General features: G+C 72.7%; 24 protein-coding genes. 10 read left to right on the top strand and 14 right to left on the bottom strand.

Going from position 1 to position 26,275, the window contains the following annotated elements:
• The first annotated feature begins 12 nt into the window (after positions 1-12).
• Entirely contained in the window at positions 13-999 is a 987-nt protein-coding gene (locus tag ACFZCD_RS31155; RefSeq protein ID WP_391836407.1) for a hypothetical protein, read from the top strand.
• A 300-nt stretch (positions 1,000-1,299) separates the two neighbouring features.
• Positions 1,300-1,713, top strand: coding sequence for an ATP-binding protein (locus ACFZCD_RS31150; protein ID WP_391836406.1), 414 nt, complete (start codon positions 1,300-1,302; stop codon positions 1,711-1,713).
• A 102-nt stretch (positions 1,714-1,815) separates the two neighbouring features.
• On the opposite strand, the gene dapC is transcribed toward ACFZCD_RS31150, so the two are convergent.
• Both dapC and fdxA read right to left on the bottom strand, forming a co-directional pair.
• Positions 1,816-2,919: a succinyldiaminopimelate transaminase gene (dapC, locus tag ACFZCD_RS31145; protein ID WP_391836405.1), complete on the bottom strand. Its 1,104-nt coding sequence runs from the start codon at positions 2,917-2,919 to the stop codon at positions 1,816-1,818.
• 89 nt (positions 2,920-3,008) lie between these two features.
• Positions 3,009-3,338, bottom strand: a complete 330-nt coding sequence (gene fdxA, locus ACFZCD_RS31140) for a ferredoxin (protein ID WP_030366150.1) — start codon at positions 3,336-3,338, stop codon at positions 3,009-3,011.
• Between the two features lie 114 nt (positions 3,339-3,452).
• Between fdxA and ACFZCD_RS31135 the strand changes: the two genes are divergently transcribed.
• Together ACFZCD_RS31135 and ACFZCD_RS31130 are read left to right on the top strand one after the other, a co-directional pair.
• Positions 3,453-4,472 (top strand): GNAT family N-acetyltransferase, encoded by a 1,020-nt coding sequence (locus ACFZCD_RS31135; RefSeq protein ID WP_391836404.1) that lies wholly within the window; start codon positions 3,453-3,455, stop codon positions 4,470-4,472.
• Between the two features lie 69 nt (positions 4,473-4,541).
• Positions 4,542-5,378 (top strand): tetratricopeptide repeat protein, encoded by an 837-nt coding sequence (locus ACFZCD_RS31130; protein ID WP_391836403.1) that lies wholly within the window; start codon positions 4,542-4,544, stop codon positions 5,376-5,378.
• Positions 5,379-5,409: 31 nt separating this feature from the next.
• Here the strand turns inward: ACFZCD_RS31130 and ACFZCD_RS31125 are convergent, their stop codons facing one another.
• The 8 genes from ACFZCD_RS31125 to ACFZCD_RS31090 all read right to left on the bottom strand — a co-directional run bounded on the left by ACFZCD_RS31125 (position 5,410) and on the right by ACFZCD_RS31090 (position 13,646).
• Positions 5,410-6,057, bottom strand: a complete 648-nt coding sequence (locus ACFZCD_RS31125) for a response regulator transcription factor (RefSeq protein ID WP_391836402.1) — start codon at positions 6,055-6,057, stop codon at positions 5,410-5,412.
• Positions 6,054-7,238, bottom strand: coding sequence for a sensor histidine kinase (locus tag ACFZCD_RS31120; RefSeq protein WP_391836452.1), 1,185 nt, complete (start codon positions 7,236-7,238; stop codon positions 6,054-6,056). Before ACFZCD_RS31120 ends, ACFZCD_RS31125 begins: the two co-directional genes overlap by 4 nt.
• Before the next feature lie 112 nt (positions 7,239-7,350).
• Positions 7,351-8,094 (bottom strand): ABC transporter permease, encoded by a 744-nt coding sequence (locus ACFZCD_RS31115; RefSeq protein WP_391836401.1) that lies wholly within the window; start codon positions 8,092-8,094, stop codon positions 7,351-7,353.
• The gene (locus tag ACFZCD_RS31110) at positions 8,091-9,041 is read right to left on the bottom strand and encodes an ABC transporter ATP-binding protein (RefSeq protein ID WP_391836400.1); all 951 of its coding nucleotides are present in this window, start codon (positions 9,039-9,041) and stop codon (positions 8,091-8,093) included. The genes ACFZCD_RS31115 and ACFZCD_RS31110 overlap by 4 nt, the downstream gene beginning before the upstream one ends.
• A 238-nt stretch (positions 9,042-9,279) precedes the next feature.
• Positions 9,280-11,877 carry a hypothetical protein gene (locus tag ACFZCD_RS31105; protein ID WP_391836399.1) on the bottom strand — a complete coding sequence of 866 codons (2,598 nt, stop codon included), beginning with the start codon at positions 11,875-11,877 and terminating at the stop codon, positions 9,280-9,282.
• Between the two features lie 231 nt (positions 11,878-12,108).
• Positions 12,109-12,498 carry a DUF6113 family protein gene (locus ACFZCD_RS31100; RefSeq protein ID WP_391836398.1) on the bottom strand — a complete coding sequence of 130 codons (390 nt, stop codon included), beginning with the start codon at positions 12,496-12,498 and terminating at the stop codon, positions 12,109-12,111.
• A complete protein-coding gene (gene mshB, locus ACFZCD_RS31095) occupies positions 12,495-13,388 on the bottom strand; it encodes an N-acetyl-1-D-myo-inositol-2-amino-2-deoxy-alpha-D-glucopyranoside deacetylase (protein WP_391836397.1) in 894 nt (297 codons plus the stop codon). Before mshB ends, ACFZCD_RS31100 begins: the two co-directional genes overlap by 4 nt.
• Before the next feature lie 63 nt (positions 13,389-13,451).
• Complete coding sequence (locus ACFZCD_RS31090; protein ID WP_030366139.1) at positions 13,452-13,646, bottom strand: hypothetical protein; 195 nt, start codon at positions 13,644-13,646, stop codon at positions 13,452-13,454.
• A 174-nt stretch (positions 13,647-13,820) separates the two neighbouring features.
• On the opposite strand from ACFZCD_RS31090, the gene ACFZCD_RS31085 reads away from it, so the two are divergent.
• From ACFZCD_RS31085 to ACFZCD_RS31060, 6 genes are all read left to right on the top strand, one after another.
• Positions 13,821-15,968, top strand: a complete 2,148-nt coding sequence (locus ACFZCD_RS31085; protein WP_391836396.1) for a prolyl oligopeptidase family serine peptidase — start codon at positions 13,821-13,823, stop codon at positions 15,966-15,968.
• A gap of 275 nt (positions 15,969-16,243) precedes the next feature.
• Complete coding sequence (locus ACFZCD_RS31080) at positions 16,244-17,221, top strand: ABC transporter permease (protein ID WP_391836395.1); 978 nt, start codon at positions 16,244-16,246, stop codon at positions 17,219-17,221.
• A 51-nt stretch (positions 17,222-17,272) separates the two neighbouring features.
• On the top strand, positions 17,273-19,090 hold the full coding sequence (locus ACFZCD_RS31075) for an ABC transporter substrate-binding protein (RefSeq protein WP_391836394.1): 1,818 nt from the start codon (positions 17,273-17,275) through the stop codon (positions 19,088-19,090).
• A 6-nt stretch (positions 19,091-19,096) separates the two neighbouring features.
• Positions 19,097-20,074 carry an ABC transporter permease gene (locus ACFZCD_RS31070; protein ID WP_391836393.1) on the top strand — a complete coding sequence of 326 codons (978 nt, stop codon included), beginning with the start codon at positions 19,097-19,099 and terminating at the stop codon, positions 20,072-20,074.
• A gap of 10 nt (positions 20,075-20,084) precedes the next feature.
• Positions 20,085-21,101, top strand: a complete 1,017-nt coding sequence (locus ACFZCD_RS31065) for an ABC transporter ATP-binding protein (protein ID WP_391836392.1) — start codon at positions 20,085-20,087, stop codon at positions 21,099-21,101.
• A gap of 11 nt (positions 21,102-21,112) precedes the next feature.
• Positions 21,113-22,156: an ABC transporter ATP-binding protein gene (locus ACFZCD_RS31060; RefSeq protein ID WP_391836391.1), complete on the top strand. Its 1,044-nt coding sequence runs from the start codon at positions 21,113-21,115 to the stop codon at positions 22,154-22,156.
• Between the two features lie 175 nt (positions 22,157-22,331).
• Here the strand turns inward: ACFZCD_RS31060 and ACFZCD_RS31055 are convergent, their stop codons facing one another.
• Genes ACFZCD_RS31055 through ACFZCD_RS31040 form a run of 4 tightly spaced genes read right to left on the bottom strand, consistent with a single transcriptional unit; the run spans position 22,332 to position 26,271 of the window.
• Positions 22,332-23,363, bottom strand: coding sequence for an ABC transporter ATP-binding protein (locus ACFZCD_RS31055; protein ID WP_391836390.1), 1,032 nt, complete (start codon positions 23,361-23,363; stop codon positions 22,332-22,334).
• A complete protein-coding gene (locus ACFZCD_RS31050; protein ID WP_391836389.1) occupies positions 23,353-24,369 on the bottom strand; it encodes an ABC transporter ATP-binding protein in 1,017 nt (338 codons plus the stop codon). Before ACFZCD_RS31050 ends, ACFZCD_RS31055 begins: the two co-directional genes overlap by 11 nt.
• Before the next feature lie 11 nt (positions 24,370-24,380).
• A complete protein-coding gene (locus tag ACFZCD_RS31045) occupies positions 24,381-25,355 on the bottom strand; it encodes an ABC transporter permease (RefSeq protein WP_391836388.1) in 975 nt (324 codons plus the stop codon).
• Positions 25,348-26,271, bottom strand: a complete 924-nt coding sequence (locus ACFZCD_RS31040) for an ABC transporter permease (protein WP_391836387.1) — start codon at positions 26,269-26,271, stop codon at positions 25,348-25,350. Before ACFZCD_RS31040 ends, ACFZCD_RS31045 begins: the two co-directional genes overlap by 8 nt.
• Positions 26,272-26,275 lie beyond the last annotated feature (4 nt).

Here is a 26,275-nt window from a genome sequence, read left to right as displayed (position 1 = left end):
AACGTGGGCCGCATGTCCCGGATCTTCGTCACCCGGCGTGGCCGTGTGTTGCGCATCGCGGCCGCCTGCGCCGTGCTGCTCGCACTGATCGGCTACGGGATCGCCCAGCTGGTGACGGGCGGCCCCGGGGCGCCGCGCTGCACGGTGCGGGCCGACGGCGCGTCGTACAGCCTCTCGCCCGAGCAGGCGGTGAACGCGGCGACGATCTCGGCCGTGGGGGCCGAGCGCGGGCTGCCGGAGCGGGCGGTGACGATCGCCCTTGCCACGGCCATGCAGGAGTCGGGGCTGCGCAACATCCACCACGGCGACCGGGACTCGCTGGGCCTCTTCCAGCAGCGGCCGACGCAGGGCTGGGGCACCGCGCAGCAGATCACCGACCCGGTCTACTCGGCGGGGAAGTTCTACGACCACCTGGTGCAGGTGCCGGGGTACTCCCGGCTGCCGCTGACGGTGGCCGCGCAGAAGGTGCAGCGCAGCGGCTTCCCGCAGGCGTACGCCAAGCACGAGCCGGACGCGTCGCTGCTGTCGTCCGCGCTGACGGGCCGGGAGGCGGCGGCGTTCAGCTGCACGACGAGCCCGAGCGACGGCAAGAAGGGCGACGCCGCGGCGGTGCGGGCCAAGATGCGCCGCGAGTTCGGTGCGGCGGCGGTCCCGGCGGCGCAGACACTGGCGGGCTCGGCCGGTGCGGCCGGCAGCGGGGCGGGCGCGGCCGGCGGTGCCGCGGCGCGGACGCTGACGGTGCCCGTGCCCGAGAAGGCGGCCGCCCCGGGCGAGCCGGTCGCGGGCGCCCGGGAGCGGCGCGGCTGGCAGCTGGCCTCGTGGGCGGTGGCCCACGCGAGCGAGCTGCGGATCGAACGGGTGGCGTTCGGCGGACGGGTGTGGACGGCCGCGGATTCCCGGGACGGCTGGCTCCGGGACAAAAGCGCCAACAGCGCCGCGGGCGCGGGTAATTCGGCGGGAAGCTCCTCGCCGGAGGTACGGATCACCACCGCGCAGTAGACCGCTCAGCCGTACGAGGAGACCCCCCGCCGGGGGTATGCACAACAGCCCCGCGCGATTGATGGGCACCGCCCGCCCCAGGCGTCGGGCTTTCCTGGAATTCCCTTGTGACTAAAGGCTTGTCAGCCTTCCCGACGGGCATACTGCGCGCCCGTTTTGCCCCGCTTTTAGGGGGACAGATAATGCGACGCATTACCAACTCTTTACCGTGGCGTGCCGCAACCTTCCGCGGATTCACGCGGTAGTCACTGCGTCCGCTCGCCGGACAGCCAACGTCCTCAACTCCGCAAAAGGAGCATCATGTCCCTCCCCCTGACGCGTCGGATCGCCCGGGCCGCCCTGCTGGTAGCCGCCGGTGCGGCACCCGTCATCGGTGCGGCCGGAGCGGCGAGCGCCGCCCCGCAGGCCCCTGACCTGACGAGCGGTCTGACCGCAGTGGACGGCGCGAACCTCGGCAGCAACGTCGACGCGGCCGCCCACAAGGCCGGGGACACGGTGACGGGCGTCGGCACGAGCGCCATCAAGACCACCGTCCCGGGTGCCGCCGACGCCACCGGCAAGGCCGCCAAGACCGCCGCCCCCGCCGTCCAGAAGGTCGCCGGCGAGGCCGCGGGCACCACCGGAGGGCTCGCGGGCGAGGCCACCAAGACCGCGGGCGGCCTCAACGCCAAGGGCCTGCCCCTCGGCGGCGGTCAGCTCCCGATCGGCGGCTGACCCGGCGCACGCACCGGCACGTGAGAGGGCCCGGGAGATCTTCTCCCGGGCCCTTCGCCGTGCCTCCGGACGCCTTCGCCGGGCGGTCTTCGTAAGGCTTCGTCAGGCGGTCTTCGTCAGGCGGCGGACCGCCGCCTCCACCCGCTCGTCGGTCGCGGTGAACGCGATCCGGACGAACCGCTCCCCGGCCTCCCCGTAGAAGACGCCCGGCGCCACCAGGATGCCCAGCTCGGCCATGGCCGCGACGGTGTCCCAGCAGGGCTCGTCACGCGTGGCCCACAAGTACAGCGACGCCTCGCTGTGCTCGATGCGGAAGCCCGCGGCCTCGAAGGCGGCCCGCAGCGCCTCGCGCCGGCGGGCGTAGCGCGCCCGCTGCTCGGTCACGTGCGCCGTGTCCGCCAGGGCCGCGACCGTGGCGGCCTGGACCGGGGCGGAGACCATCATTCCGCTGTGCTTGCGGACCTGCAGCAGCTCGCCCAGGACGGCGGGGTCGCCGGCGAGGAAGGCCGCGCGGTAGCCCGCCAGGTTCGACCGCTTGGAGAGCGAGTGGACCGCGACGACGCCCTCGTACGAGCCGCCGCAGACGTCCGGGTGCAGGACGGAGACCGGGTCGGCCTCCCAGCCCAGCTCCACGTAGCACTCGTCGCTGAAGAGCAGCACCCCGTGCTCCCGGGCCCACTCCACCGTGCGGCGCATCTCGCCGGCGGTGAGCACGCGGCCGGTGGGGTTGGAGGGGGAGTTGAGCCAGAGCAGCTTGAGGCCCGTGGGGTCGAGCTCCGTGGGCTCGTCGTAGACGACGGCCTCGGCGCCCGCGAGGCGCGCGCCGACCTCGTAGGTCGGGTAGGCCAGCCGCGGGTAGGCGACCTTGTCGCCCGGGCCCAGGCCGAGCTGCGTCGGCAGCCAGGCCACCAGTTCCTTGGAGCCGACGATCGGCAGCACGTTCGTGTGCGCCAGGTCGCGGGCGCCCAGCCGGCGCTCCGCCCAGCCGGTCAGCGCGTCGCGCAGCGCGGGCGTGCCCCACACCGTGGGATAGCCGGGGCTGTCGGCCGCCTCGGTGAGCGCCCGCCGGATGAGCCCGGGGACGGGGTCGACGGGCGTGCCGACCGAGAGGTCCACAATGCCGTCGGCGTGGGCGGCGGCTTTCGCCTTGTACGGGGCGAGCCGGTCCCAGGGGAAGACGGGGAGGCGGGAGGAGACTGCGCTCACGGTGTTCGCTCTCTTGCTCTGGGGGTGACCCGCGAAACGCCGCGGCCCCGCACGGCGGGCGGCCGTACGGGGCCGTGGTGGCCGCGGGGTCAGTGCTCCGGGTTGATGTCCGCGGGCAGCGCGGCGATGAAGGGGTGGTCGCGCTCGATCAGACCGAGCTTCGAGGCGCCGCCGGGCGAGCCGAGCTCGTCGAAGAACTCGACGTTCGCCTTGTAGTAGTCCTTCCACTCCTCGGGAGTGTCATCCTCGTAGAAGATCGCCTCGACGGGGCAGACCGGCTCACAGGCACCACAGTCGACACATTCGTCCGGGTGGATGTACAAGGACCGGGAACCCTCGTAGATGCAGTCGACGGGGCACTCCTCGATGCACGCCTTGTCCTTCACGTCGACACAAGGCTGCGCGATGACGTAGGTCACGCTGTCGTTCCTCCTCGGTAGGGCTCATCTCGCGCGGGAGCGCGGCGTCGTCGATGCCCACACCTAGTATCTCCGTTCCCGGGCACTTGACGAACAAGAGGGGCGAGGAGAGCTGTGGAATTCACCACGGGCGGACGGCTGGAAATCAGGATCAGTACCGCTGATGTGGGAAAAAGGGTATCCGTACGCCGTCTGAACCCTTCCGTGGGGTCTTCCGCGGGATCGGCGGAGCGGTTCACGGACACCGTCGGCGTCCTCACCTCCTGGGAGGGCGGCGTGCTGCGGATCACACGGCGGACCGGAGAGATTGTCACGTTCGCCGAGTCCTCCCTCGTCGCCGGCAAGGTGGTGCCGGGCGCTCCGCCCCGGCGGCGCGGCCCCGCGGCCACGGTGCGCGAGCTCCAGGAGACGGCGGCGCGCGGCTGGCCGGCCCGCGAGACGGAGCGGCTCGGTGCGTGGACCCTGCGCGCGGCGGGCGGCTTCACCTCCCGCGCCAACTCGGTCCTGCCCCTCGGCGCTCCCGGGCTGCCGCTGCCGGAGGCCGTGGACCGGGTGACCGCCTGGTACGCCGAGCGCTCCCTCCCCGCGACGGTCCAGGTCACGACCGGTGACCCGGAGCAGGACGCGCTGCTGGACGCCGAGCTGGCCGGACGCGGCTGGACCGTGGAGCGGCGCGCCGTGGTGCGGACGGCCGCCCTCGCGCCCATCGCCGACACCTCGGCGCCCACGGACCACGTCCGGCTCTCCCGCACCGCCGACGAGGCGTGGCTGCGCGCGTACGGGCGGGCCGGCGGGGCGGCGGAGGAGGACGCGCTCGCCGTGCTGAACGGCGGGCCTTCGGTGTGGTTCGCGACCGTGCCGGGCGACTCCGGCGGTGAACCGGCGGCGATAGCGCGGTGCGTCGTCGACGGCCGGTGGGCGGGCTTCGCGGCGCTCGCCGTCGGCCCGGACCACCGCCGGCAGGGGCTGGCCGGCCAGGTCATGGCGCGCCTCGCCGAGCAGGCGCTCAGCGAGGGCGCCTCGGCGGCGTACCTGCAGGTGGAGACGGACAACGGGCCGGCCGGAGCCCTCTACGACGGCATGGGCTTCACGACGCACCACGCGTATCACTACCGCCGTGAGGCACGCCCGTAGCACCGTTTGCAGTGAACGCCCGGCCGGGGCGAGCGGCGCGCACCATGGAAAGCAGGAGGCGGAGGCGACATGGACGACATCACCGGACGGCGGCAGCGGTTCGCGGAGGCGGCGCGCGAGGACCGGCCCGACCTCGCCCTGCTCTGCCTGCTGATCGCCGGGGAGGCCGACCCCGGTGCGGGCGAGACGGCGGTCGACACCGCCCAGATAGAGCTGGACCGGCTCGCCGGGCTGCTTCCCGCCCTGGGCCGGCAGGCGGCCCCGCGCCGCTGGGCGGAGGCGCTCGCGGAGCTCCTCGGCGAGCGCTGCGGCTTCCACGGCTCCCCCGCCGACTACCGGCGCCTGGAGTCCTCGCTGCTGACCGAGGTGCTCCAGCGCCGCCGCGGCCTGCCGATCATGCTGTCCGTGGTGTGGATGGAGGTCGCGCGGCGGGCGGGCGCGCCGGTGTACGGGGTGGCGCTGCCGGGCCACTTCGTCGTCGGCTTCGGCGAGCCGTACGGGCGGCACGTGCTGGCCGACCCCTTCGACGGCGGCCGGATCCTGTCCGAGGAGGAGGCGGGCCTGCTGGTCGCGGGCGCCACCGGCGCCCCGCTCGCCCCCTCGATGTTCTCCCCCGCGGAGCCCGTGGAGATCGTGCTGCGGGTGCTGAACAACATCCGCGCCTGGGCGGCGGCCCGGCCCGAGCGCAGCGACGTCCAGCTGTGGGCCGTCGAGCTGTCCCTGCTGCTGCCCACCCACCCGGCCAGGCTCCGCTACGAGCGCGCCGAGCTGCTCGTGGAGCGGGGCGACTTCGTGGGCGGCGCGCACGAGATGGAGGAGTACGCGGAGGTCATCGACGCGCTGGAGCCGTCGGTCGCGGAGACGGTGCGGCGGCAGGCGCGGGCGGCGCGGGCGATGCTCAACTGAGCCGGCGCCCCGGCCCGCGGGGCGCCGTCCGTCAGAGCCAGCCCTTGTCCATGGCGATCCGCACGGCCTCGGCGCGGTTGCGCGCGCCCGTCTTCTGGATGGCCGTCGACAGGTAGTTGCGCACGGTGCCGTTCGACAGGTGCAGCGCTCGCGCCAGCTCGGCGTTGGTCGAGCCGTCGGCGGAGGCGCGCAGCACCACCCGCTCCCGGTCGGTCAGCGGATTCGCGCCGTCGGCGAGGGCGGCCGCCGCGAGGGTCGGGTCGATGACGCGCTCGCCGCGCAGCACCCGGCGCAGGGCGTCCGCGAGCTGGGCCGCGGGCGCGTCCTTGACCAGGAAGGCGTCCGCGCCGGACTCCATCGCCCGGCGCAGGTAGCCCGGGCGTCCGAAGGTCGTGAGGATCACGACCTTGAGGGCGGGCAGCTCGCGGCGGACGAGGACGGCCGCGTCGAGCCCGGTCATCCCGGGCATCTCGATGTCGAGGAGCACCACGTCCAGCTCGTGGGCGCGGGCGGCGGCGAGCACCTCGTCGCCCCGGGAGACCTGGGCGACGACCTCGATGTCGCCCTCCAGCCCGAGCAGCGCCGCCAGCGCCTCCCGGACCATGGACTGGTCCTCCGCGAGAAGGACCCTGATGGTGCGTCGGCCGGCGGCGTCGGCCGGGTGGTGCTCGTCTGTCACAACGACAGGGTAGGCCGCTCCGGGGCGTGGCTGCGCGAGAGCGGGACGAACGCACGCAAGCGGAACCCGCAGCGCGCACCGGGGCCGGTCTCCAGGCGGCCGTCGGCCAGCACGAGCCGCTCGGAGAGGCCCGTCAGGCCGTTGCCGTGACTGCCCTGGGGGCCGCGGCCGTTGTCGCTGACGGTCAGGCAGAGCTCGTCGCCCTCCTCCGTCAGTGCGACCTCGCAGCGCTGCGCGCCGCTGTGCCGCACCACGTTGGTGACGGCCTCCCGCAGCGCCCAGGCCAGCGCGCCCTCCTCGTCGGGCGCCAGGTCCGGGTGGCCGGTGGCGGCGCGGGAGAGGTCGGCGGCGATGCCGGCCGCGGCGAGGGCCGTCCGGGCGCCGGCCAGCTCGGCCTCCAGCGTGGGGCGCCGGAAGCCGCTCACCGCCTCCCGCACGTCCACCAGGGCCTGGCGGCTGACGCGTTCGATGTCGGCGACCTGCTGGGCCGCCTGCTCGGGCTTCTCCGGGAGCATCCGCCCGGCCAGCTCGCTCTTGAGCGTGATGAGCGACAGGGAGTGCCCGAGGAGGTCGTGCAGGTCGCGGGCGAGGCGCAGCCGCTCCTCGTTGGCGGCGAGGTGGGCGACGGTGGCGCGGGCCTCGCGCAGCGCACGGGCCGTCAGGGCCATCTGCCGCACCCCGTTCATCGCGAAGCCGCCGAGCAGCGCCGGGATGACGAGGGCGGCGAGGTAGGCGGGGGCGCCCGGTGTCATCGCGCCGAGGCCCGCCAGTACCCCCGTGACCAGCGGAATCACGACGCGGGACAGCTTCGCCGGCAGCACCGCGCCGGAAGCGACGCAGACGTAGACGAAGAGGACGAGCCAGGCGCCCCCGAGTGCGAGGGTGAGCACGGCCGCGAGGGCCATCAGGAAGGCGAGCGCCGCGAGCACGCGGGCCCGCTCCAGGGGCCGGGAGGTGTGCCGGAAGACCAGGGCGAGGTAGCCGGCGACGAAGGCCGCGAGGCCCGCGCCGCCGAGGACGTCACCGGTCAGGGTGTGGTGGTCGCCGAGGACGTCCTCCAGGGGTGCGGCCATGTAGGCGAACCAGATGGAGATCCAGATGAGCTTGACGATCACCTGCCGGCGGTTCTCGGGCTCCGTGCCGATGCCGATGGTGTACGACGGGTCGTCCTCGGCCTCCATGGCGGCTCGCCATGGGTTGCGGCGCAGCAGTCCTCCGGCCATGTCCTCGCCCCGTCCTGTCTTCCGGTCCTGCTGTCCTGGCTTCCGGCCCTGCTCCGGTCCCCCGCTCCCGTCAGGCCTTGCGGGTGTCCTTGCGGTACAGCCAGGCTGCCATGCCGGCGAACACGGCCAGGTAGGCCACGAGGAGCACGACGTGCTTCAGCTCGGGGGCGTGCGCCTGCTCGATGGAGCGGCCCAGGCCGGCGTAGGCGTAGGTGGGCGTCCACTCGGCGACCTTCTGCAGCCACGACGGGAAGGTCGTGGTCGGCATCCACAGACCGCCGAGCATCGACAGACCGAAGTAGATGATCATCGTGATGGGACGGACGGCGTCGCCCGTGGCGAGGTAACCGACGGCCACGCCGAGCGCGGCGAAGACGATGCTGCCCGCCCAGATGGCGCCGACCAGCGCGAGCCACTGCCAGGCGGCGTCCATGCGGACACCCTTGACGGCGGCGGCTATCGCGAAGACCACCAGGATCGAGGGGAGCGAGACGACGGCGGCGGAGGCGACCTTGGCCGTCACGTAGCCGCGGCCCGGCAGCGCGGTGAGGCGCAGCTGGCGCACCCAGCCCTTCTCGCGCTCCTTGGCGATCCGCTCGCTGTTGCCGACGAGGACGGCGGTGATCGCGCCGAAGGAGGCCATGGAGACCATCATCAGCAGCGGCAGGGTCAGCCCGGTGTCCCCGACGATCTCGGTGGTGCTCGCGCCGCCCGCGATCATCAGATACAGGCCGGCGGGGTAGAGCACCGAGAAGAACATGAACTTCTTGTTGCGCAGGGTGCGCGCGATCTCAAGCTTGATCAGCGTGTTCACTTGGCCGCCTCCTCGGCGGTGGCAGCGTCGGTGATGGCGATGAAGGCCTGCTCCAGGCCGAGGCCCGCGACCTCCAGGTTGCGCGGGTAGACACCGAGCCCGTAGAGGGCGTGGACGGTCGCGTCGGCGTCGTGCGACTGGATGCGCACGGTGCGGCCGGATATCTCCAGGGAGGACAGGAACGGCAGCTCGCGCAGGGCGGCCTCGCCGATGTGGCCCTCCAGGTCGAAGACGATGCGCCGGGCGCCGGCCTTCGCCTTGATCTCGGCGGCCGAGCCGTCCGCGAGCACCCGCCCGCGGTGCAGCACGATCACCCGGTCGGCGATGGCGTCGGCCTCTTCGAGGTAGTGCGTGGCGAAGAGGATCGCGCGGCCGTTCTGCGCCTGCTCGCGCATCACGCCCCAGAAGGCCTGGCGGGCCGAGACGTCCATGCCGGTCGTCGGCTCGTCCAGCACGATGAGCTCGTTGGCGCCGGCCGTCGCGAGTGCGAAGCGCACGCGCTGCTCCTGACCGCCGGAGAGCTTGTTGACCTTGCGGTCGGCTATCTCCGTCAGATCGGCGGCGGCGAGCACCTGGTCGACGGGGAAGCGGCGCGGGTGCAGGTCGCAGCCGAGCTTCACGAGCTCACGGACGGAGACGTCCTCCATCAGGCCGCCGGACTGCAGCATCGCGCCGACCTTGCCCTGGGCGATGGCCTGCTGCGGGCTGGTGCCGAACAGCTCGACCCGGCCCGCGTCGGGGTTCCGCAGACCCAGCAGCAGGTCGAGGGTGGACGACTTGCCCGCGCCGTTGGGACCGAGCAGGGCGACGGTCTCGCCCGGATACAGCTGCAGGTCCAGATCCGCTACGGCACGCACCGCGCCGTAGCTCTTGCTCACGTTCTCGAAGCTGACCACGGGGGCGCCGGTGCGGCGCCCTTCCCCCGTGTACGTTCCTGTGGTGGTCATGTCCACCATGTTCGCCGGTCGGCGGGGGTCCGCGGCAGTGTCAGCCGTACGGTCCTGACCATGACAGATGTCATGGCCGGCGGGACGGATGTCATGGCCGGCCCGACCGGTGTCATGGCCGGCGGACGGGCCTCACCGGCGGCGCCGCGCCCCGAACGGGTGTGCGAGAGCCCCCGGGCCACTGGGGCACGGGGGCTCTCACGACGGGCCGGGCTACGGCCAGGAGACGGCCGGGCCGTCAGCCGAGCGGGATGGTCCCGACGCGCTCGGCGGGCGTCTTGCCCAGCAGCGCCTTGCGCAGGGCACCCACCACGTCCTGCGGGGTGACCTCCGTCTTGGTGCCGTTGCCGCGCTGGATGAGCACGCCCTTGAAGGCCGTGCCGTACAGCTCCTTGAGCGCCTCCAGGTCGTAGTTCTCGACCAGCTTGCCGTTGATCTCCTTGACGCCGAGGATCTTCGGCAGCGAGCGCTCCGGACCGAACTGGATCTTGTGGAGCGGGTCGGTCTGCACCGTGACCAGACCGGACATCGCGGGCTGCGCGAACTCCTTCATCATCCGGTCGACCTCGGCGTTGGTCACCTTCGGCTGCTGGCTCGCGCTCGGCAGCTCGACCGGGGTCTCCTGGCCGGTGGCGGCGCGGTCCTTGTACGCCTTGGCGACGGCGGCGACGCCCTTGTCGCCGTCGATGCCCTGGTACGGCTTGCCGTAGACCGGCACGGCCTTGCCCGGCTCGAACTTGATCGTGCCGTCCTTGGCCGCGCCCGACTCGCCCGCCAGGGTCTTCAGGGCGTCCGCGATCTTCTCCTCGTCGGCGACGATCACGGGATCGGCCTTGCGGGTGCCGCCGATGAGCGAGGGGATGACGGTCAGCGGGTTGTAGTCCCGGCCGGACACCGAGCGCACCGTGGCCTGCGTGTCGATGGACAGGCCCGCCACGGACGGCTTGAGCTCCGCCTCCTTGCCGCCGATGGAGACCTTAAGCGGCTTTGTGGCCCGGTCGCCGAGCGCGGAGTCGAGCTTCTGGACGGCCTGCTCCTTGGAGGAGCCGCCGATGTTGACGCCCAGGACGGTGGTGCCGTTCGGCACGTCCGCGTGGTCGAGCACCAGGCCGGCCACGTACGCGGCGCCGACGAGGCCGACCACCGCACCGCCCAGCAGCACGACCTTGGAGCGGCCCTTCTTCTTGGGCTTGGCCTTCGCGGGCGCGCTCTTCGCGGCGGGCTTCGGGGCGCCCTTGGCCGGAGCCGCGGGCGCGGCAGCGGGCCCCGGCCCCGGGACCTTGGGCTTGGGCACGGCCACGCGCGGCGCACCGCTGTCCACGGCCTTGCCCGGCTGTGCGGCACCGCCCGGGCCGGGCGGCGGCACGACGGGCACGCCACCGCTGACGAGCGACTCGCCGCCGGCCTGACCACCGGTCACGGGGGCCTTCGGCCCGCCCTTCTTACCGCCCTTGGCGCCACCCTTGGCACCCTTGCCGCCCTTGGGCTGCTGGGGGGCCTTGCCGGGCGCCGCCGCAGGAGCGGCGGCCGCGGACTGCGCGCCGGCGGGCGGCGCGGGCACGCGGGGCACGCCTTCGTGCGGGGTGTCGGTGGGGCCGATCCCGCTGCCGGCGGGGGCGTACGGAGCCGCGGCGGCCTGGCCCATGGCGGGCGCGGGGAACTGCTGCGTGCTCTCGGGCCCGTTCCACTGCGCTCCGCCGGCCGCGGGCGCGCCCGGGGCCTGCATGATGCCCATGGACCCCGTGCTCATGGGGTCGTCGGGCCAGGGCGCGCCGCCGCCCGGGGCGGGCGGCTGCGGCATCGAGGCCGTGGTGGAGGGGCCGCCGGGCCAGTCGTCCACGGGCGCACCCGAAGCGGAGGCCTGCGAGCCGCCCGGCCAGTCGTCCTGCGCACCGCGCCGCTGCGCCATGCCGCCGGCGGGGGCACCGGAACCGGGCACGCCGCCGGGCACACCCGCGCCCGGAATGTCGTTCATTCCCGGGTTCATCCCCGGGGCCGTCCCCGGCTCCATGCCCGCGTCCCACGGCGTCGCGCCCGTGGTCGACGAGCCGCCGGGCCAGTCGTCCTCCGCACCGCGCCGCGGCGCCGGGCCGCCCGCCTGGGGGCCACCCGCCTGGGCACTGCCGGCCCGGGGCGCACCGCCGTGCGAGGTGTCGCGCTGCCAGCCGTTGCCCGGCTGCGACACCGGACCGGTCGCCGGGGCGTCACCCGGCCACGGCGTACCGCCCATGGCCGGAGCAGCACCGGACGGGGCCGGAGCGGCGTCGCGCGGGCCGGAGTGCTGCGGGGCGCCCGTGCCGGGCGTGCCCGCCGGGGCCGCGGGGCGGCGGGCGGCCGCGCCCGCCGAGGGCCCCGGAGAGCCGCCGGACTTGCGGGGCGCGAACCAGTCGCTGGCCTTCTCGCCCTTGCCGCCCTGGTCGCCGTCGCGCGCCGCGCCGGAGCGGTCCTGCGGCTTGCGGCCGGGAGGCGTCGACGGGGCGGGGCGGCGCGGCAGCTGGGCCTTGCGCTCGCCGGACGGCGCACCGCCGCCCTTGGCCGCACCGCCGCCGGACGGGGCCTGCTTGCTGGGCGCGGGCGCCGGCGCCGGCGCGCTCGCGGGAGCGGCCTCGCCGTCGACGGGCGTACGCATGATGACGGGCGGGATGGGCCGCGAGCCCGGGATGTTGATACGGATCCGCGTCGTCAGCGTGGTCTCGGTCCTGGGCTCCTCGGGCCTTGAGGCCGCGGCCGCGCGGGCCTGCTCCTCACCGGCGCCGTACGGAGGGGTCCCGGACGGGTAGGCGGCGCCACCGCGGCCCTGGGGCCCGGAGGACGAACTGTCAGATTCACGGCTCAAAGCAGGTTCTCCCGGTTAGCTCCGCCGCCCGTCATGACCTCGCTCGGGCGGCTCGGCGGCGCGCACCACCATACTGGGCACCGCGCACACGCACTTGACGACCGCCGGTTCACCCCGGCGGGCGGGAGCGCGCTGCGTGCCCGCGCGCCGTCGGCCCGTCACGGAACAAGTCCGGCAGATGCCGGATGGCCCGGTCGGCGGCCCGATGACACTCAGGCAGAAATCGTCACGTCACTTGCCAAGTCGGACCGAAGGTCCGCCCGGTTGCGGCAGTTTCGGGACAGTGGCGCACATCACACCCAGGGCCATCCCGCCCAGCAGGAAGACGTAGGAGCCGATTCCGGCGCCGAAGAAGAAGTCGCCCTCGGGCCGGCTGGAGGTCATCAGCAGGACCGCGACGAGCCAGCCGCCGCCGGCCGCCGCGCCGCCGGCGCGGGTGCCCGTGGCCGTCACCGCGCCGTAGCTGAGGCCCGCGACGGCGAGCAGGGCGAGCGACAGGCCGCCGGGGAACCAGCCGCCCTGGGTGAGCGATCCGGCGAAGCCGGTGGCGGCGCCGAGGACGAAGAGGCCGAGGTACGCGGCGATGCGCCGGGCGGTGACGGGCGTGGCCATGCCGGTCATGCGGTCACCCCGGCGAACAGGTCGTCCTCGCGCGGGCCGGCGGCGGTGCCGCGGACCAGCTTGTAGTACTCGTCGGCCAGGATCGGCTGCCCCAGGTCGTTGGAGAGCGCGAAGAACGGGCCGTCCACGGCGATCTGCGTCGCATGGGCACGCATCGCCGCGGCCTTGGCCTGCGCGTGGCCGGCGGTCGGGATCGCGGCCGTGACCTCTTCGTCGGGGACGACCCCCGGGACGTCGGCGGCCGAGGCGATGCCGGGGAAGGGGATTTCGCGGCCCGCGGCGCGCAGCCGGGCGAAGCCCTCCTCCACGACGGACAGGGGCACGCAGTTCCAGTAGACCTTCGCGACGTCGTGGGCGTCGCCGAGGTCGCGGCGGAAGGCCGGCTCGCCGGCGAGCTCCACGGCGCGCATGGCGACGCGGTGCGTCTGGATGTGGTCGGGGTGGCCGTAGCCGCCGTCCGGGTCGTAGGTGACGAGCACCTGCGGGCGCACCTCGCGAATCACCTCAACGAGGGACGCGGCGGCCTCGTCGACGTCGGCGCGCCAGAAGCAGCCGGGGTGGTCGTTCTGCGGGGCGCCCATCATCCCGGAGTCGCGGTAGCGGCCGGGCCCGCCGAGGAAGCGGTGGTCGGTGACGCCGAGCTCCTTCATGGCGGCGGCGAGCTCGCCCGCGCGGTAGGGGCCCAGGCGGTCGTCCCGGTCGGCGGCGAGGTGGGCCAGCTCCGGGGGGATCACCTCGCCCTCTTCGCCGAGCGTGCAGGTCACGAGGGTGACGTGAGCCCCTTCGGCCGCGTACTTGGCCATGGTCGCGCCGTTGTTGATGGATTCGTCGTCCGGGTGCGCGTGCACCAGGAGGAGCCGGCGGCCCGGCAGGAGGGAGCTGTCGGTCATGGGACCAGCCTACGAGTCCCGCGGGCCCGGCGGAGCCCCGCCCGCGGACCCGGGGCGCGCGCCTCAGAACTTGATGTTGCTGATCACATCGGTGGCGCTCTTGGTCACCTGGTGGATCGTCGGCCCTAGGGACGAGCTCGCCAGATAGAAGCCCAGCAAGACGCAGACGGCGGCGTGGCCGGCCTTCAGCCCGGACTTCCGGCACAGCATGAAGACGACGATCGCCAGCAGCACCACCGCCGAAATCGAGAGTGCCACGGCGGTTCACCTCCAGATACGTACGCACGGTTGGAACGGACGGAAGAGCTCGGGAGACTTAACGGCTATGCGTCCGTGATCATAACTTTCCGGAGCGTGACCCAGCACTGGGTGCATGGAGGCAATTACGGGGCGCACGGCGGAATCTCGCCGTTCGGCCGTAGGCTCGGCGGCATGACCAGAGAAGTCTCGTTCCCGCGACAGTACGCCCGCACGCAACGGTTCTCGCTCGGCGCGCCGCGAGCCTTCGCGGTGTCACCTGACGGAACCCGTATCGCCTTCCTCCGCTCGCGTTCCGGGACCGATCGCACGGGCATTCTGTGGGTCCTCGACCCCGGCACGGGACGGGAGTTCCCGGCGGCCGATCCGGCGGTCCTGCTGGCCGGGGCCGCCGAGGAGCTGTCGGCCGAGGAGCGGGCCCGCCGCGAGCGGCTGCGCGAGGGGTCGGCGGGCGTCGTTGCGTACGCCGTGGACAACGCGGTGGAGTTGGCGGCGTTCGCGCTCTCGGGGCGGCTCTTCGTGGCCGAGCTGCGCGGCGGCACCGCCCGTGAACTGGTCGTTCCCGGCCCGGTGGTCGACCCGCGCCCCTCCCCCGACGGCCGCCGGGTGGCCTATGTCGCGGGCGGCGCGCTGCGCGTCGCCGACGTGGAGCCGGCGCCCGGCGGCGCGTCCGGCGAGGTCGCCGACCGGGCCCTGGCCGAGCCCGACTCCCCCACCGTGACCTGGGGACTTGCGGAGTTCGTGGCGGCCGAGGAGATGCACCGCCACCGCGGCTTCTGGTGGGCGCCGGACGGGCAGTCGCTGCTGGCCGCGCGGGCGGACGACGCCCCGGTGCGGCGCTGGTGGATCGCCGATCCCGCCAACCCGGACCGGCAGCCGGCCGAGGTGGCCTACCCGGCGGCGGGCACCCCGAACGCCGAGGTGACGCTGGTGCTCCTGGGGCTGGACGGGTCCCGTACGGACGTCCGGTGGGACCGCGCGCGCTACCCCTACCTCGCACAGGTGCACTGGTCGGCCGGCGGCCCCCCGCTGCTGCTGGTGCAGACCCGCGACCAGCGCCACCAGGCGTATCTCTCCGTGGACACGGAGACCGGTGCCACGAGCGTGGTCCATGAAGAGGACGACGCAAAGTGGCTTGAACTGTTCCCCGGTGTTCCCGCGTGGACGCCGGACGGGCGCCTGGTGCGCATCGCCGACGAGGACGGCGCCCGGGTGCTCGTGGTGGGCGGCCGGCGGCTGACCGACGGCCGGCTCCACGTGCGCGCCGTGCTCGACGTGGGCGACGGCGACGTGCTGGTCTCCGCGTCCGCCGGGCCGGACGCGGCCGCGCCGGAGACCGGGGAGACGCACGTCTACCGGGTGGGCGAGCAGGGCGCCGAGCGCGTCTCGCAGGAGCCCGGCTGGCACTCGGCCGTGCGCTCGGGGGCGGTCTCGGTGCTGGTGTCGGCGGTACCGGAGCGTGCCGGGGCCACCGTCCGGGTCCTGCGCGACGGCGCGGAGGTGACGGGCGTGACCTCGTACGCCGAGACGCCGGTGCTCACCTCGCGCGCACGGCTCACCGAGGCGGGCGCGCGCCGGATCCCGTGCGCCGTTCTGCTGCCGGCGGACTACCAGGAGGGGGACGGCCCGCTTCCGGTGCTCATGGACCCCTACGGCGGCCCGCACGGCCCGCGCGTGGTCGCCGGGCACAACGCCCACCTGACCTCGCAGTGGTTCGCCGACCAGGGCTTCGCCGTGGTGGTCGCCGACGGCCGCGGCACCCCGCACCGCTCCCCCGCCTGGGAGAAGGCGGTCCACCACGACTTCGCCGGCGTCACCCTGGACGACCAGGTGGCGGCCCTGCAGGCGCTGGCCGGGGAGTTCCCGCTGGACCTGGGCCGGGTCGGCATCCGCGGCTGGTCCTACGGCGGCTACCTCGCGGCGCTGGCCGTGCTGCGCCGCCCGGACGTCTTCCACGCGGCCGTCGCGGGCGCCCCGGTGACCGACTGGCGGCTGTACGACACGCACTACACCGAGCGCTATCTGGGTCACCCGGACGAGCGGCCGGAGGTCTACGACCGCAACTCGCTGATCACCCGGGAGGGTCTGGCGGAGGCCGCCGCCCCCGTCCGCCCGCTGATGGTCGTGCACGGCCTGGCCGACGACAACGTGGTCGCGGCGCACACCCTGCGGCTGTCCTCGGCGCTCCTTGCGGCGGGCCGCCCGCACGAGGTGCTGCCGCTGTCCGGCGTGACGCACATGACCCCGCAGGAGCAGGTGGCGGAGAACCTCCTGCTGCTCCAGGTCGACTTCCTGAAGCGGTCCCTCGGCATGAAGTCATGAGTCGTGAAGTCATGAAGTCGCACAGTCATGTGGTGACACCCGCATGAAGTGACGCCCGTACGGCCCGGCCCCCGCGCGGCGTGCCCGGCTCCCTGTCAAGCACGCCGCGTCGTCGATCCGCTCACCCTTTCTTCAAGAAGGGCCGTCCGCCCGGTCCCTGTTGCGCAGCCCTCTTGACCGGACCGCGAATCCGTTGCCAAAGTCCGCTCAACCCTCCGCGCGGGAACGGCATCCGCGAGGGACCGACACGACGACAGTGCGGGGGATGGAACGCGATGACGAGTCCTTCCGCGGCCCCGGCGGCACCGCCGGGGCCGACCGGCAGATCACCCGGACAGCTGATGTGGCGGCGCTTCAAACGCGACCGTCCGGGTGTCGTCTCGGCCTACGTGGTGACGTTCTTCTTCCTCGTCGCGGTGGCGGCACCGCTCATCTCGAAGCTCTACGGCAGGAATCCGACGGAGACCTACGGGCTGAACCAGCCGGGCCTGCTCAACGAATACGGCTACCCGGTCAAGCCCAACGGGGGGATGTCCGGGAGCTTCTGGTTCGGTCTCGAACCCACCCTCGGCCGGGACGTCCTGACGCAGCTCGTCTACGGAATCCGTACGTCACTGCTCATCGCCGCGGCGGCAACGGTCCTGTGCGTACTGACCGGTGTGCTCATCGGGGTGACGGCCGGCTATCTGGGCGGCCGGGCCGATTATCTGCTCGGCCGCTTCATCGATCTGCTGCTGGCCTTCCCGAGCCAGCTGTCGTTCATCGCCTTCACTCCGGTCGTCTACTCCCTCTTCGTCAGCCCGGAGAAGGAGACGCCCACTTATCTGCGCGTGCTGACGCTGATCCTGGTGCTGTGGGTGCTGGGCTGGATGGGGCTCGCGCGGCTGCTGCGCGGTCAGGTGCTGAGCCTGCGCGAGCGGGAGTTCGTGGAGGCGGCGAAGGTCACCGGCGCGTCGCCCTGGCGGATCATCAGCAAGGAGCTGCTGCCCAACCTCTGGACGCCGATCCTGGTGCAGTCCACGCTGATGCTCCCGAGTTTCGTGACCATCGAGGCGGGGCTGTCCTTCATCGGCGTCGGCATCGTGGAGCCCACGCCCGACTGGGGCCGGATGTTCGCCAACGGTGCCCACTACTACGAGAGCGACATCACCTACATCTTCTTCCCCGGCCTCGCGATGATCGTTTTCGTGGTCGCCTTCAACCTGCTCGGGGACTCGGTCCGGGACGCCTTCGACCCGCGGACCGGCCGCTGAGGACGTGCACACAGGAACCCGCCGACGACGGACAGGCAGGTGCAACGACCCATGACGCACACCACACGCACGACGCGGCGCTCCGGGCGGCCCGGGCTCGCGGCCGCCGCGGCCGCCCTCGCGACCGGCGCCCTGGTGCTCTCCGCGTGCAGCAGCGGAGGCGGCGGGGGCGGCGGCGGGGACAAGAGCGAGGGCCCCGGCACGGACAAGAACGCCTCCGCCAACTACTCGATCGGCACCAAGGAGGACTCGGCCGGCCCCGCCCCCGAGATGCCGGGCGCGAAGAAGGGCGGCACCATCGGCGTCCTCCAGCGCGACGCCTTCCTGCACCTGGACCCCGGGCAGATCTACTACAGCGACATGCTCGCGAACCAGATGCTCTACAACCGCACGCTCACCTCGTACAAGGTGGACGACAAGGGCCGGGTGAAGGTCGTCGGCGACCTGGCGACCGACGCCGGCACCTCCTCCGACGGCGGGAAGACGTGGAAGTTCACCCTCAAGGACGGGCTGAAGTTCGAGGACGGCTCGCCGATCACGGCCAAGGACGTGCGCTGGGGCATCGAGCGGCTCTACGCGTCCTTCGAGACGGACGGCCCGCTGTACGTCCCGCAGTGGCTCTCCGGCGACGGCACCGAGTTCCGCAAGGCGCTGCCCGACGGCCCGTACAAGGGCGCCCACCTGCCCGCCTCGGTGCTGGACACCCCGGATGACAAGACGATCGTCTTCCACTTCCGTGCGCCGCACGCGGACACCCCCTTCGCGACCGCCATGCCGAACATCGGCCCGGTCAAGGCCGAGAAGGACACGCAGCGCAAGTACGACAACGCCCCCTTCTCCTCCGGCCCCTACAAGGTCGCCGACTACAAGGTCGGAAAATCCCTCACTCTCGTCCGCAACGAGAACTGGGACCCGAAGACCGACCCCGTCCGGCACCAGTACGCCGACCGGTTCGAGATCAGCTTCGGCCACCAGTACGCGGACTCCACCCGGCGCTTCCTCGCCGACCAGGGCGCCGACAAGAACACCCTGTCGTTCTCCAACGCCGTCGCCCCCGAGATGACCGAGAAGGTCCTCGGCCAGTCCGACACCAAGGCGCGCCGGTTCGTGGAGATCCAGCCGTACGTGGACTACATCAGCTTCAACACGGACCGGCTCAAGGACGTGAACGTCCGCAAGGCGCTCGCGTACGCCATGCCCAACGGCCAGATCCTCCAGCAGGTGGGCGGCACGACCGCGGGCGTGCTCGCCACCAACTTCCTCTCCCCCGCGATGGACGGCTACAAGCCCACCGACCCCTTCGGGAAGAAGGCCAAGCCGGCCGGCGACCCGGACAAGGCCCGCGAGCTGCTCAAGCAGGCCGGCAAGGAGGGCCAGGAGATCGTCTACGCCTATCCCAACACCGACATCCAGCAGAAGGTCTCCGTGGTCGTCGCGCAGGCCCTGGAGCGGGCGGGCTTCAAGGTGCAGAAGAAGGAGGTCGACTCCAACACCTGGCGGACCGCGATCGCCGAGGTCAAGAACAAGTTCGACATCTACCGCAGCTCGTGGGGCGCGGACTGGCCGGTCTCCTCGACCGTCGTGCCGCCCCTGTTCGACGGCCGGCAGATCGCCGACGGCTCCCAGAACTACGGCCACCTCAACGACCCCGCGGTCAACAAGGAGATCGACCGCATCAACGCCCTCCCGGACGTGAAACAGGCCGCGCCCGAGTGGCAGAAGCTCGCCGACAAGATCCTCACCGAGGACGTGCCGGGCGTGCCGACCTTCTACAACACCCAGTTCTCCCTGTGGGGCTCGAACCTGGGCGGTGTCCGCTACCAGCCGGTCTACGGGACGGTCGACCCGACCGGCGTCTACGTGAAGTAGCCGGCCGTGCTGCGCTTCCTCGCCCGCCGCGTGCTCGGCGCGCTCGTCATCATCGTGCTCATCAGCGCGATCACCTTCGCCCTCTTCTTCGCGCTGCCGTCCCAGCCGGCGCTGATGTCCTGCGGCAAGAACTGCACCCCGGACGCCCTCGCCCTGATCAACAAGAACCTGGGGCTGGACGAGCCGGTCCCCGTGCAGTACTGGCACTACATGGCGGGCATCTTCACCGGCCGCGACTTCACCGTCGGCCACTGCCCGGCCCCCTGCTTCGGCTACTCCTTCTCCAACCAGCAGCCGGTCTGGGGCACCATCGTGGACCGCTTCCCGACGACCCTGTCCATCACGCTCGGCGGGGCCGTCGTCTTCCTCGTCGTCGGCGTCGGCATCGGCATGCTCGCCGCGGCCTTCCGGGGCACCTGGATCGACAAGTTCTTCAGCTCCCTGTCGCTCGTCGGCAACGCCCTGCAGATCTACTTCGTCGGCGTGATCGCCCTCGCCGTGCTCGTCAGCGGGCTGCACTGGATGGACAACCCGGCCTACCACCCGATCACCGAGGACCCCGTCAAGTGGTTCACCGGCATGCTCATCCCCTGGCTGGTGCTGTCCATCATCTTCATCGCCAACTACAGCCGGATGACGCGCTCCCAGATGATCGAGCAGCTCGGCGAGGACCACGTGCGCACGGCCCGCGCCAAGGGGATGGGACGGGCGACGGTCTTCTTCCGCTACGCCTGGCGGGGCGCGCTCGCGCCCATCGTCACCATCTTCGGCATCGACCTCGGGTCGCTCTTCGGCGGCGCGATCATCACCGAGTTCACCTTCAGCCTGCACGGGCTGGGGCGGCTCGCGGTGTCCTCGGTGAGCGAGACCGACCTGCCCACGCTCATGGCCGTGATGCTCGTCGGCTGCACGGCGATCGTCGTCGCCAACATCGTGGTGGACGCCGCGTACGCCGTCATCGACCCGCGCGTGCGGCTCGCCTAGGGAGACTCGTGTGACCGCCTTTCTCTCCGTACGGGACCTGTCCGTACGCTTCGCCACCGAGGACGGCACCGTGCGGGCCGTCGACGGTCTGTCGTTCGCCCTGGACCGCGGCCGCACACTCGGCATCGTCGGCGAGTCCGGCTCGGGGAAGTCCGTCACCAACCTCGCCGTCCTCGGCCTGCACGACCCGCGCACCACCGAGATCCGGGGCGAGATCCTGCTGGACGGGCAGGAGCTGACCGGCGCGCCCGAGTCCGTCCTGGAGAAGCTGCGCGGGAACAAGGCGGCGATGGTCTTCCAGGACTCGCTCACGGCCCTCTCCCCGTACTACACGGTCGGCCGGCAGATCGCCGAGCCGTACCGCAAGCACACCGGCGCGTCCCGCCGGGAGGCCCGGCTGCGGGCCGTGGAGATGCTGCGCCGGGTCGGCATACCCCAGCCGGGGCTGCGCGTGGACGACTACCCGCACCAGTTCTCCGGCGGGATGCGGCAGCGGGCAATGATCGCGATGGCGCTGGTCTGCGACCCCGAGCTGCTCATCGCCGACGAGCCGACGACCGCGCTCGACGTCACCGTCCAGGCGCAGATCCTCGACCTGCTCAAGGAGCTGCAGCAGGAGACCGGCGCGGCCATCATCCTCATCACCCACGACCTGGGCGTCGTCGCCGGCAACGTCGACGACCTGCTGGTGATGTACGCGGGCCGGGCCGTCGAACGCGGCCCCGTGCGGGAGGTGCTGCGCGCGCCCCGGCACCCGTACACCTGGGGGCTGCTGGGCTCCGTGCCCCGGCTCTCCGCCCCCGTCGACGAGCCGCTCACGCCCATCCCGGGCACGCCGCCGAGCCTGCTCGACCCGCCGCCGGGGTGCCCCTTCCATCCGCGGTGCGAGTACGTCTCCGACGTGGGAGGGGACCGGTGCCGCACGGAGCGGCCCGGGCTGCCGCCCGGGCGGGGCGCCGCCTGCCACCTCCCGGAGGAGCGGCAGCGCAGCGTGTTCGCGGAGCGGGTCCGCCCCCGGCTGGGCTGAGGAGAGACGCCATGGACGACAAGAGCCTTCCCCGGGGCGGCGAGCCGCTGCTCGTCGCGGAACAGCTCACCAAGCACTTCCCCGTGCGCGGCGGCTTCCCCGTCAAGCGGACGGTCGGCGCCGTGCGGGCCGTCGACGGCATCGACCTGACCGTACGGGCCGGGGAGAGCTTCGGCCTGGTCGGCGAGTCCGGCTGCGGCAAGTCCACGACGGGGCGGCTGCTCACCCGGCTGCTGGAGCCGTCGGCCGGGCGGATCCTCTACCGGGGCGAGGACATCACCCACGCCGGGCGCAAGCGGCTCGCGCCGGTCCGGCCCGAAATCCAGATGATCTTCCAGGATCCGTACTCGTCGCTGAACCCGCGGCAGACGGTCGGCCGGATCGTCTCCGGCCCCATGGAGATCAACGGCATCGACCCGCCGGGCGGGCGCGAGGCGCGCGTCCGCGAGCTGCTGGAGACCGTGGGGCTCAACCCGGAGCACTACAACCGCTTCCCGCACGAGTTCTCGGGCGGGCAGCGGCAGCGGATCGGGGTGGCCCGCGCCCTCGCCCTCGAACCGAAGGTCGTCGTCGCCGACGAGCCCGTCTCGGCGCTGGACGTCTCCATCCAGGCGCAGGTCGTCAACCTCCTGCAGCGACTGCAGCGGGAGCTGGGGATCGCGTTCCTGTTCATCGCGCACGACCTGGCGGTGGTGCGGCACGTCTCGCAGCGCGTGGCCGTGATGTACCTCGGCAGGATCGTGGAGACGGGGTCGCGGGACGACATCTACGGGCGGCCACGCCATCCGTACACGCACGCGCTGCTGTCGGCGGTGCCGGAACCGGTGCTCGGGGGCGGTGGGCCCCCTCGCGAGAGGATCCGGCTCGCCGGTGACGTCCCCTCGCCGATCGAACCGCCGTCGGGGTGCCGCTTCCGCACGCGCTGCTGGAAGGCGCGGGATCGCTGCGCGGTGGAGGCACCGCCGCTCGTGCGGGCGGAGGGCTCGGCCGAAGGCCACCTGTCGGCGTGCCACTTCCCGGAACCGCCGACGACGACGGCACGGGCCGGCACCTGACGGGGCGCGGGGCACCCTCCTCCCCCCTTGCCGCAGGCAAGGCAATCCCGCCGCGGCGGCGATCAGCCACAGCGGCGGAATCCGGCGGTGCCGAACCGGCCCAAGACCGTACGGCACCGCCGGACACCCCGGCGGGGGCTGATCACCGCCGCGGCGGAGGGAGACGGCAGGGCCGTCACTCCGCTGACGGCCGTTCCTCCGCGTAGTGGCACGCCGACGCGTGCGCTTCCGGGCCGGCGCCCTCCAGGAACCAGTCGGGGATCTCCAGCGGCGGTACGACGCGAGCGCACTTCTCCGTCGCCTTCCAGCAGCGCGTGCGGAAGCGGCACCCCGACGGCGGGTGGGCGGGCGACGGCACGTCGCCGGTGAGGATGATCCGGTCGCGGCCCTCCCGCGCCCGCGGGTCCGGCACCGGCACGGCGGACAGCAGCGCCTGCGTGTACGGATGCGTGGCGTGGTCGTAGATCTGCGCGTCCGTGCCCACTTCGGCGAACCGCCCCAGGTACATCACCGCCACCCGGTCGGAGATGTGCCGGACGACGGACAGGTCGTGGGCGATGAAGACGTACGCCAGGTCGAACTCGTCCTGGAGCCGCTCCAGCAGGTTGACGACCTGGGCCTGGACGGAGACGTCCAGCGCGGACACCGGCTCGTCGGCGACGATGATCTCGGGCCGCAGCGCCAGTCCCCGCGCGATGCCGATGCGCTGCCGCTGCCCGCCGGAGAACTGGTGCGGGTAGCGGTTGATGTATTCGGGGTTGAGGCCGACGACGTCCAGCAGCTCGCGGACCTTGGCGCGCCGGTCGCCCTTGGGCGCGACCTCGGGGTGGATGTCGTAGGGCTCGCCGATGATGTCGCCGACGGTCATCCGCGGGTTGAGCGAGGTGTAGGGGTCCTGGAAGACCATCTGGATGTTGCGGCGGACGGCCTTCAGCGCGCGCCCGGACAGCCGGGCGATGTCCTCGCCCTTGTAGAGGATCCGGCCGGAGGTCGGCCGTTCGAGGTTCACGAGCAGCTTCGCCACCGTGGACTTGCCGCAGCCGGACTCCCCGACGATGCCGAGCGTCTCGCCGCGCCGCAGGTCGAAGGAGACGCCGTCGACGGCGTGCACGGCGCCGATCTGCTTCCTGAAGAGGACGCCCTGGGTGAGCGGGTAGTGCTTGACCAGGTCCCGCACCTCCAGCACGGCCTCGCCGTTACCCGGCATCGTCGAGGGTCTCCTTCCAGAAGTGGCAGGCGCTGGCGCGGCCGGGGGCGACGTCGAAGAGCGGCGGCCGGTCGGTGCGGCAGACGTCCCGGGCGCGCGGGCAGCGCGGGTTGAAGGGGCAGCCGGCGGGGATGTCGGTGAGGCTGGGCGGGAGTCCCTTGATGGCGTAGAGCTCCTTGCCCTTGTGGTCCAGGCGCGGGATGGAGCCGAGGAGCCCGGCGGTGTACGGGTGGGCGGGCGCGGCGTACAGGTCGTGGACGGGGGCGGTCTCGACGATCCGCCCGGCGTACATGACGGCGATCCGGTCGGCGACGTCGGCGACGACGCCGAGGTCGTGGGTGATGAGGACGAGGCCGGTGTTGTACTCGCGCTGCAGGTCGGCGAGCAGGTCCATGACCTGGGCCTGGACGGTGACGTCGAGGGCGGTGGTGGGCTCGTCGGCGATGACGAGGGCGGGTTCCAGGGCCAGCGCCATGGCGATCATGATGCGCTGGCGCATGCCGCCGGAGAACTGGTGCGGGTAGTCGCCGGCCCGCTCCGCGGCCGCGGGGATGCGGACGCGTTCCATCATCCGGACGGCCTTCTCCCGGGAGTCCTTGCGGGTCATGCCGTCGTGGACGGAGAACATCTCGCCGAGCTGGGCGCCGACGCTCATCACGGGGTTGAGGGCGGACAGCGCGTCCTGGAAGATCATCGAGAGTTTGGCGCCGCGGATCCGGCGGCGGGCCTCGCCGCCCATGGTCAGCAGGTCCTGCCCGCGGAAGAGCACCTGGCCGCCGGTGACGAAGCCCGGCGGGGAGTCGAGGATGCCCATGACGGCCTGGGCGGTCACCGACTTGCCCGAGCCGGACTCGCCGAGCACGGCGAGCGTCTCCCCGGCGCGGACGCTGTAGCTGACGCCGTTGACGGCCTTGGCCACCCCGTCCCGGGTGCGGAACTCCACGTGCAGGTCGCGTACGTCCAGCAGGGGTGCGGGGGCGGCCGTCGCCCCTTCTGCCTCGTGCATCCGCCCGCTCCTCAGCGCAGTTTGGGGTCGAGGGCGTCGCGGACCGCGTCGCCGAGCATGATGAACGCCAGCACCGTGATGCTCAGGGCGCCCGCGGGCCACAGCAGCATGTGGGGGGCGTTGCGGATCTGGGTGGAGGCGTTGGAGATGTCGATGCCCCAGGACACGGTGGGCGGTTTGAGGCCCACCCCCAGGAAGGACAGGGTGGCCTCCAGGGCGATGTACGTGCCGAGGGCGATGGTCGCGACGACGATGACGGGGGCGACGGCGTTGGGCGCGATGTGCCGCAGTAGCAGCCGGGTGTTGCCGGCGCCGAGGGCCCGCGCGGCCTGCACGTAGTCGTGCTGTTTGGCGGTGACGACGGAGCCGCGGGCGATGCGGGAGATCTGCGGCCAGCCGAGCAGCACGATGAAGCCGACGACGGGCCACAGGGAGCCCCCGGAGACCACGGAGAGGAAGACGAGGCCGCCCAGGATGATGGGGATGCCGAAGAAGACGTCGGCGATCCGCGAGAGCAGGGCGTCCCACCAGCTGCCGAAGAAGCCGGCCAGCCCGCCGAGCAGGCTGCCCAGCAGCGCGGCCCCGGCGGTGGCGCAGATGCCGACGGTGATGGAGGCGCGGGCGCCGTAGACGGTGCGGGTGTAGACGTCGCAGCCCTGGGCGTCGTAGCCGAAGGGGTGGCCGGGCTGGGAGCCCTCCTGGGCCTTGGCGAGGTCGCACTGCAGGGGGTTTCCGCTCGCGATCAGGCCGGGCCACAGGGCGATCAGGACCAGGAAGACGATGATCAGCGCGGAGACCACGAAGACGGGGTTGCGGCGCAGGTCGTGCCAGGCGTCGGACCACAGGCTGCGGGCCTTGCCGCTCGTGGGCACGCCGGGCAGCGGCCCGCCTTCGAGGGTCTGGGCGTCGCTGGTGGCCAGGGAGGACGCCCCGCCGCCGGCGGGGGTGACGGCCGCGTCGGGGTCGGAGGGGTCGAGCTCAGGCATAGCGGATCCGCGGGTCGAGGACGGCGTAGAGGAGGTCGACGAGCAGGTTCGCCACCAGGAAGACGATGACGAGGATGGTCACGAAGCCGACGACGGTGGGCGAGTTCTGCCGCAGGATGCCCTGGTAGAGCTGGAAGCCGACGCCGTGGATGTTGAAGATCCGCTCGGTGACGATGGCGCCGCCCATGAGCGCGCCGATGTCGGTGCCGATGAACGTGACGACCGGGATGAGGGAGTTGCGCAGCAGGTGCCGGGTGACGACCCGGCGGCGCGGCAGGCCCTTGGCGACGGCCGTGCGGACGTAGTCGGCGCGGGAGTTCTCGGCGATGGAGGTGCGCGAGAGGCGGGTGACGTAGGCGAGGGAGGTGAGGGCGAGGACGATGCCGGGCAGCAGCAGTTCGTCGAAGGGCGCCTCGGGTGAGACGGACGGCGAGACGATCCCCCATTTGACGCCGAAGAGGTACTGCAGGACGTAGCCGCTGACGAAGGTCGGGACGGAGACGACGATCAGGGTCAGCAGGAGCACGGTGGTGTCGGCCGAGCGGCCGCGGCGCAGGCCGCTGAGGACGCCGAGGGTGATGCCGATGACGATCTCGAAGAGGATCGCCACCAGCGTGAGCCGCAGGGTGACGGGGAAGGCGTCGGCCATCAGCTCGGTGACCTTCTGGCCGTTGAAGGCGGTGCCGAAGTTGCCCGAGAGGATCTGCCCCATGTAGTGCGCGTACTGCTTCCACAGGGGCTCGTCGAGGTAGAGCTCCTGGCGGATGCGGGCGGCGGTGGCGGGGTCGGGCGCCTTGTCGCCGAAGAGGGCGGCCACGGGGTCGCCCAGGGCGTAGACCATGAAGAAGATCAGGAACGTGCTGCCGATGAAGACCGGCACCATCTGGAGCAGCCGGCGGATCACGTACCGTCCCATGGAC

This window comes from Streptomyces sp. NPDC008001 (genome assembly GCF_042958085.1).
Classification (GTDB): domain Bacteria; phylum Actinomycetota; class Actinomycetes; order Streptomycetales; family Streptomycetaceae; genus Streptomyces.
Note: the sequence above shows the minus strand (reverse complement) of the source record. Positions and strands in the feature narration are given on the sequence as shown.

What these genes read in the sequence shown, in the direction of transcription:
- ACFZCD_RS31150 (WP_391836406.1), top strand. Translation starts at nt 1,300, where the DNA reads ATGTCCCTCCCCCTGACGCGTCGGATCGCCCGGGCCGCCCTGCTGGTA.
- ACFZCD_RS31050 (WP_391836389.1), bottom strand. Translation starts at nt 24,369, where the DNA reads ATGCACGAGGCAGAAGGGGCGACGGCCGCCCCCGCACCCCTGCTGGAC.
- ACFZCD_RS31045 (WP_391836388.1), bottom strand. Translation starts at nt 25,355, where the DNA reads ATGCCTGAGCTCGACCCCTCCGACCCCGACGCGGCCGTCACCCCCGCC.
- ACFZCD_RS31100 (WP_391836398.1), bottom strand. Translation starts at nt 12,498, where the DNA reads ATGACCGGCATGGCCACGCCCGTCACCGCCCGGCGCATCGCCGCGTAC.
- ACFZCD_RS31080 (WP_391836395.1), top strand. Translation starts at nt 16,244, where the DNA reads ATGACGAGTCCTTCCGCGGCCCCGGCGGCACCGCCGGGGCCGACCGGC.
- ACFZCD_RS31040 (WP_391836387.1), bottom strand. Translation starts at nt 26,271, where the DNA reads ATGGGACGGTACGTGATCCGCCGGCTGCTCCAGATGGTGCCGGTCTTC.
- ACFZCD_RS31120 (WP_391836452.1), bottom strand. Translation starts at nt 7,238, where the DNA reads ATGGAGGCCGAGGACGACCCGTCGTACACCATCGGCATCGGCACGGAG.
- mshB (WP_391836397.1), bottom strand. Translation starts at nt 13,388, where the DNA reads ATGACCGACAGCTCCCTCCTGCCGGGCCGCCGGCTCCTCCTGGTGCAC.
- ACFZCD_RS31130 (WP_391836403.1), top strand. Translation starts at nt 4,542, where the DNA reads ATGGACGACATCACCGGACGGCGGCAGCGGTTCGCGGAGGCGGCGCGC.
- ACFZCD_RS31055 (WP_391836390.1), bottom strand. Translation starts at nt 23,363, where the DNA reads ATGCCGGGTAACGGCGAGGCCGTGCTGGAGGTGCGGGACCTGGTCAAG.
- ACFZCD_RS31075 (WP_391836394.1), top strand. Translation starts at nt 17,273, where the DNA reads ATGACGCACACCACACGCACGACGCGGCGCTCCGGGCGGCCCGGGCTC.
- ACFZCD_RS31155 (WP_391836407.1), top strand. Translation starts at nt 13, where the DNA reads ATGTCCCGGATCTTCGTCACCCGGCGTGGCCGTGTGTTGCGCATCGCG.
- ACFZCD_RS31085 (WP_391836396.1), top strand. Translation starts at nt 13,821, where the DNA reads ATGACCAGAGAAGTCTCGTTCCCGCGACAGTACGCCCGCACGCAACGG.
- ACFZCD_RS31060 (WP_391836391.1), top strand. Translation starts at nt 21,113, where the DNA reads ATGGACGACAAGAGCCTTCCCCGGGGCGGCGAGCCGCTGCTCGTCGCG.
- ACFZCD_RS31110 (WP_391836400.1), bottom strand. Translation starts at nt 9,041, where the DNA reads ATGACCACCACAGGAACGTACACGGGGGAAGGGCGCCGCACCGGCGCC.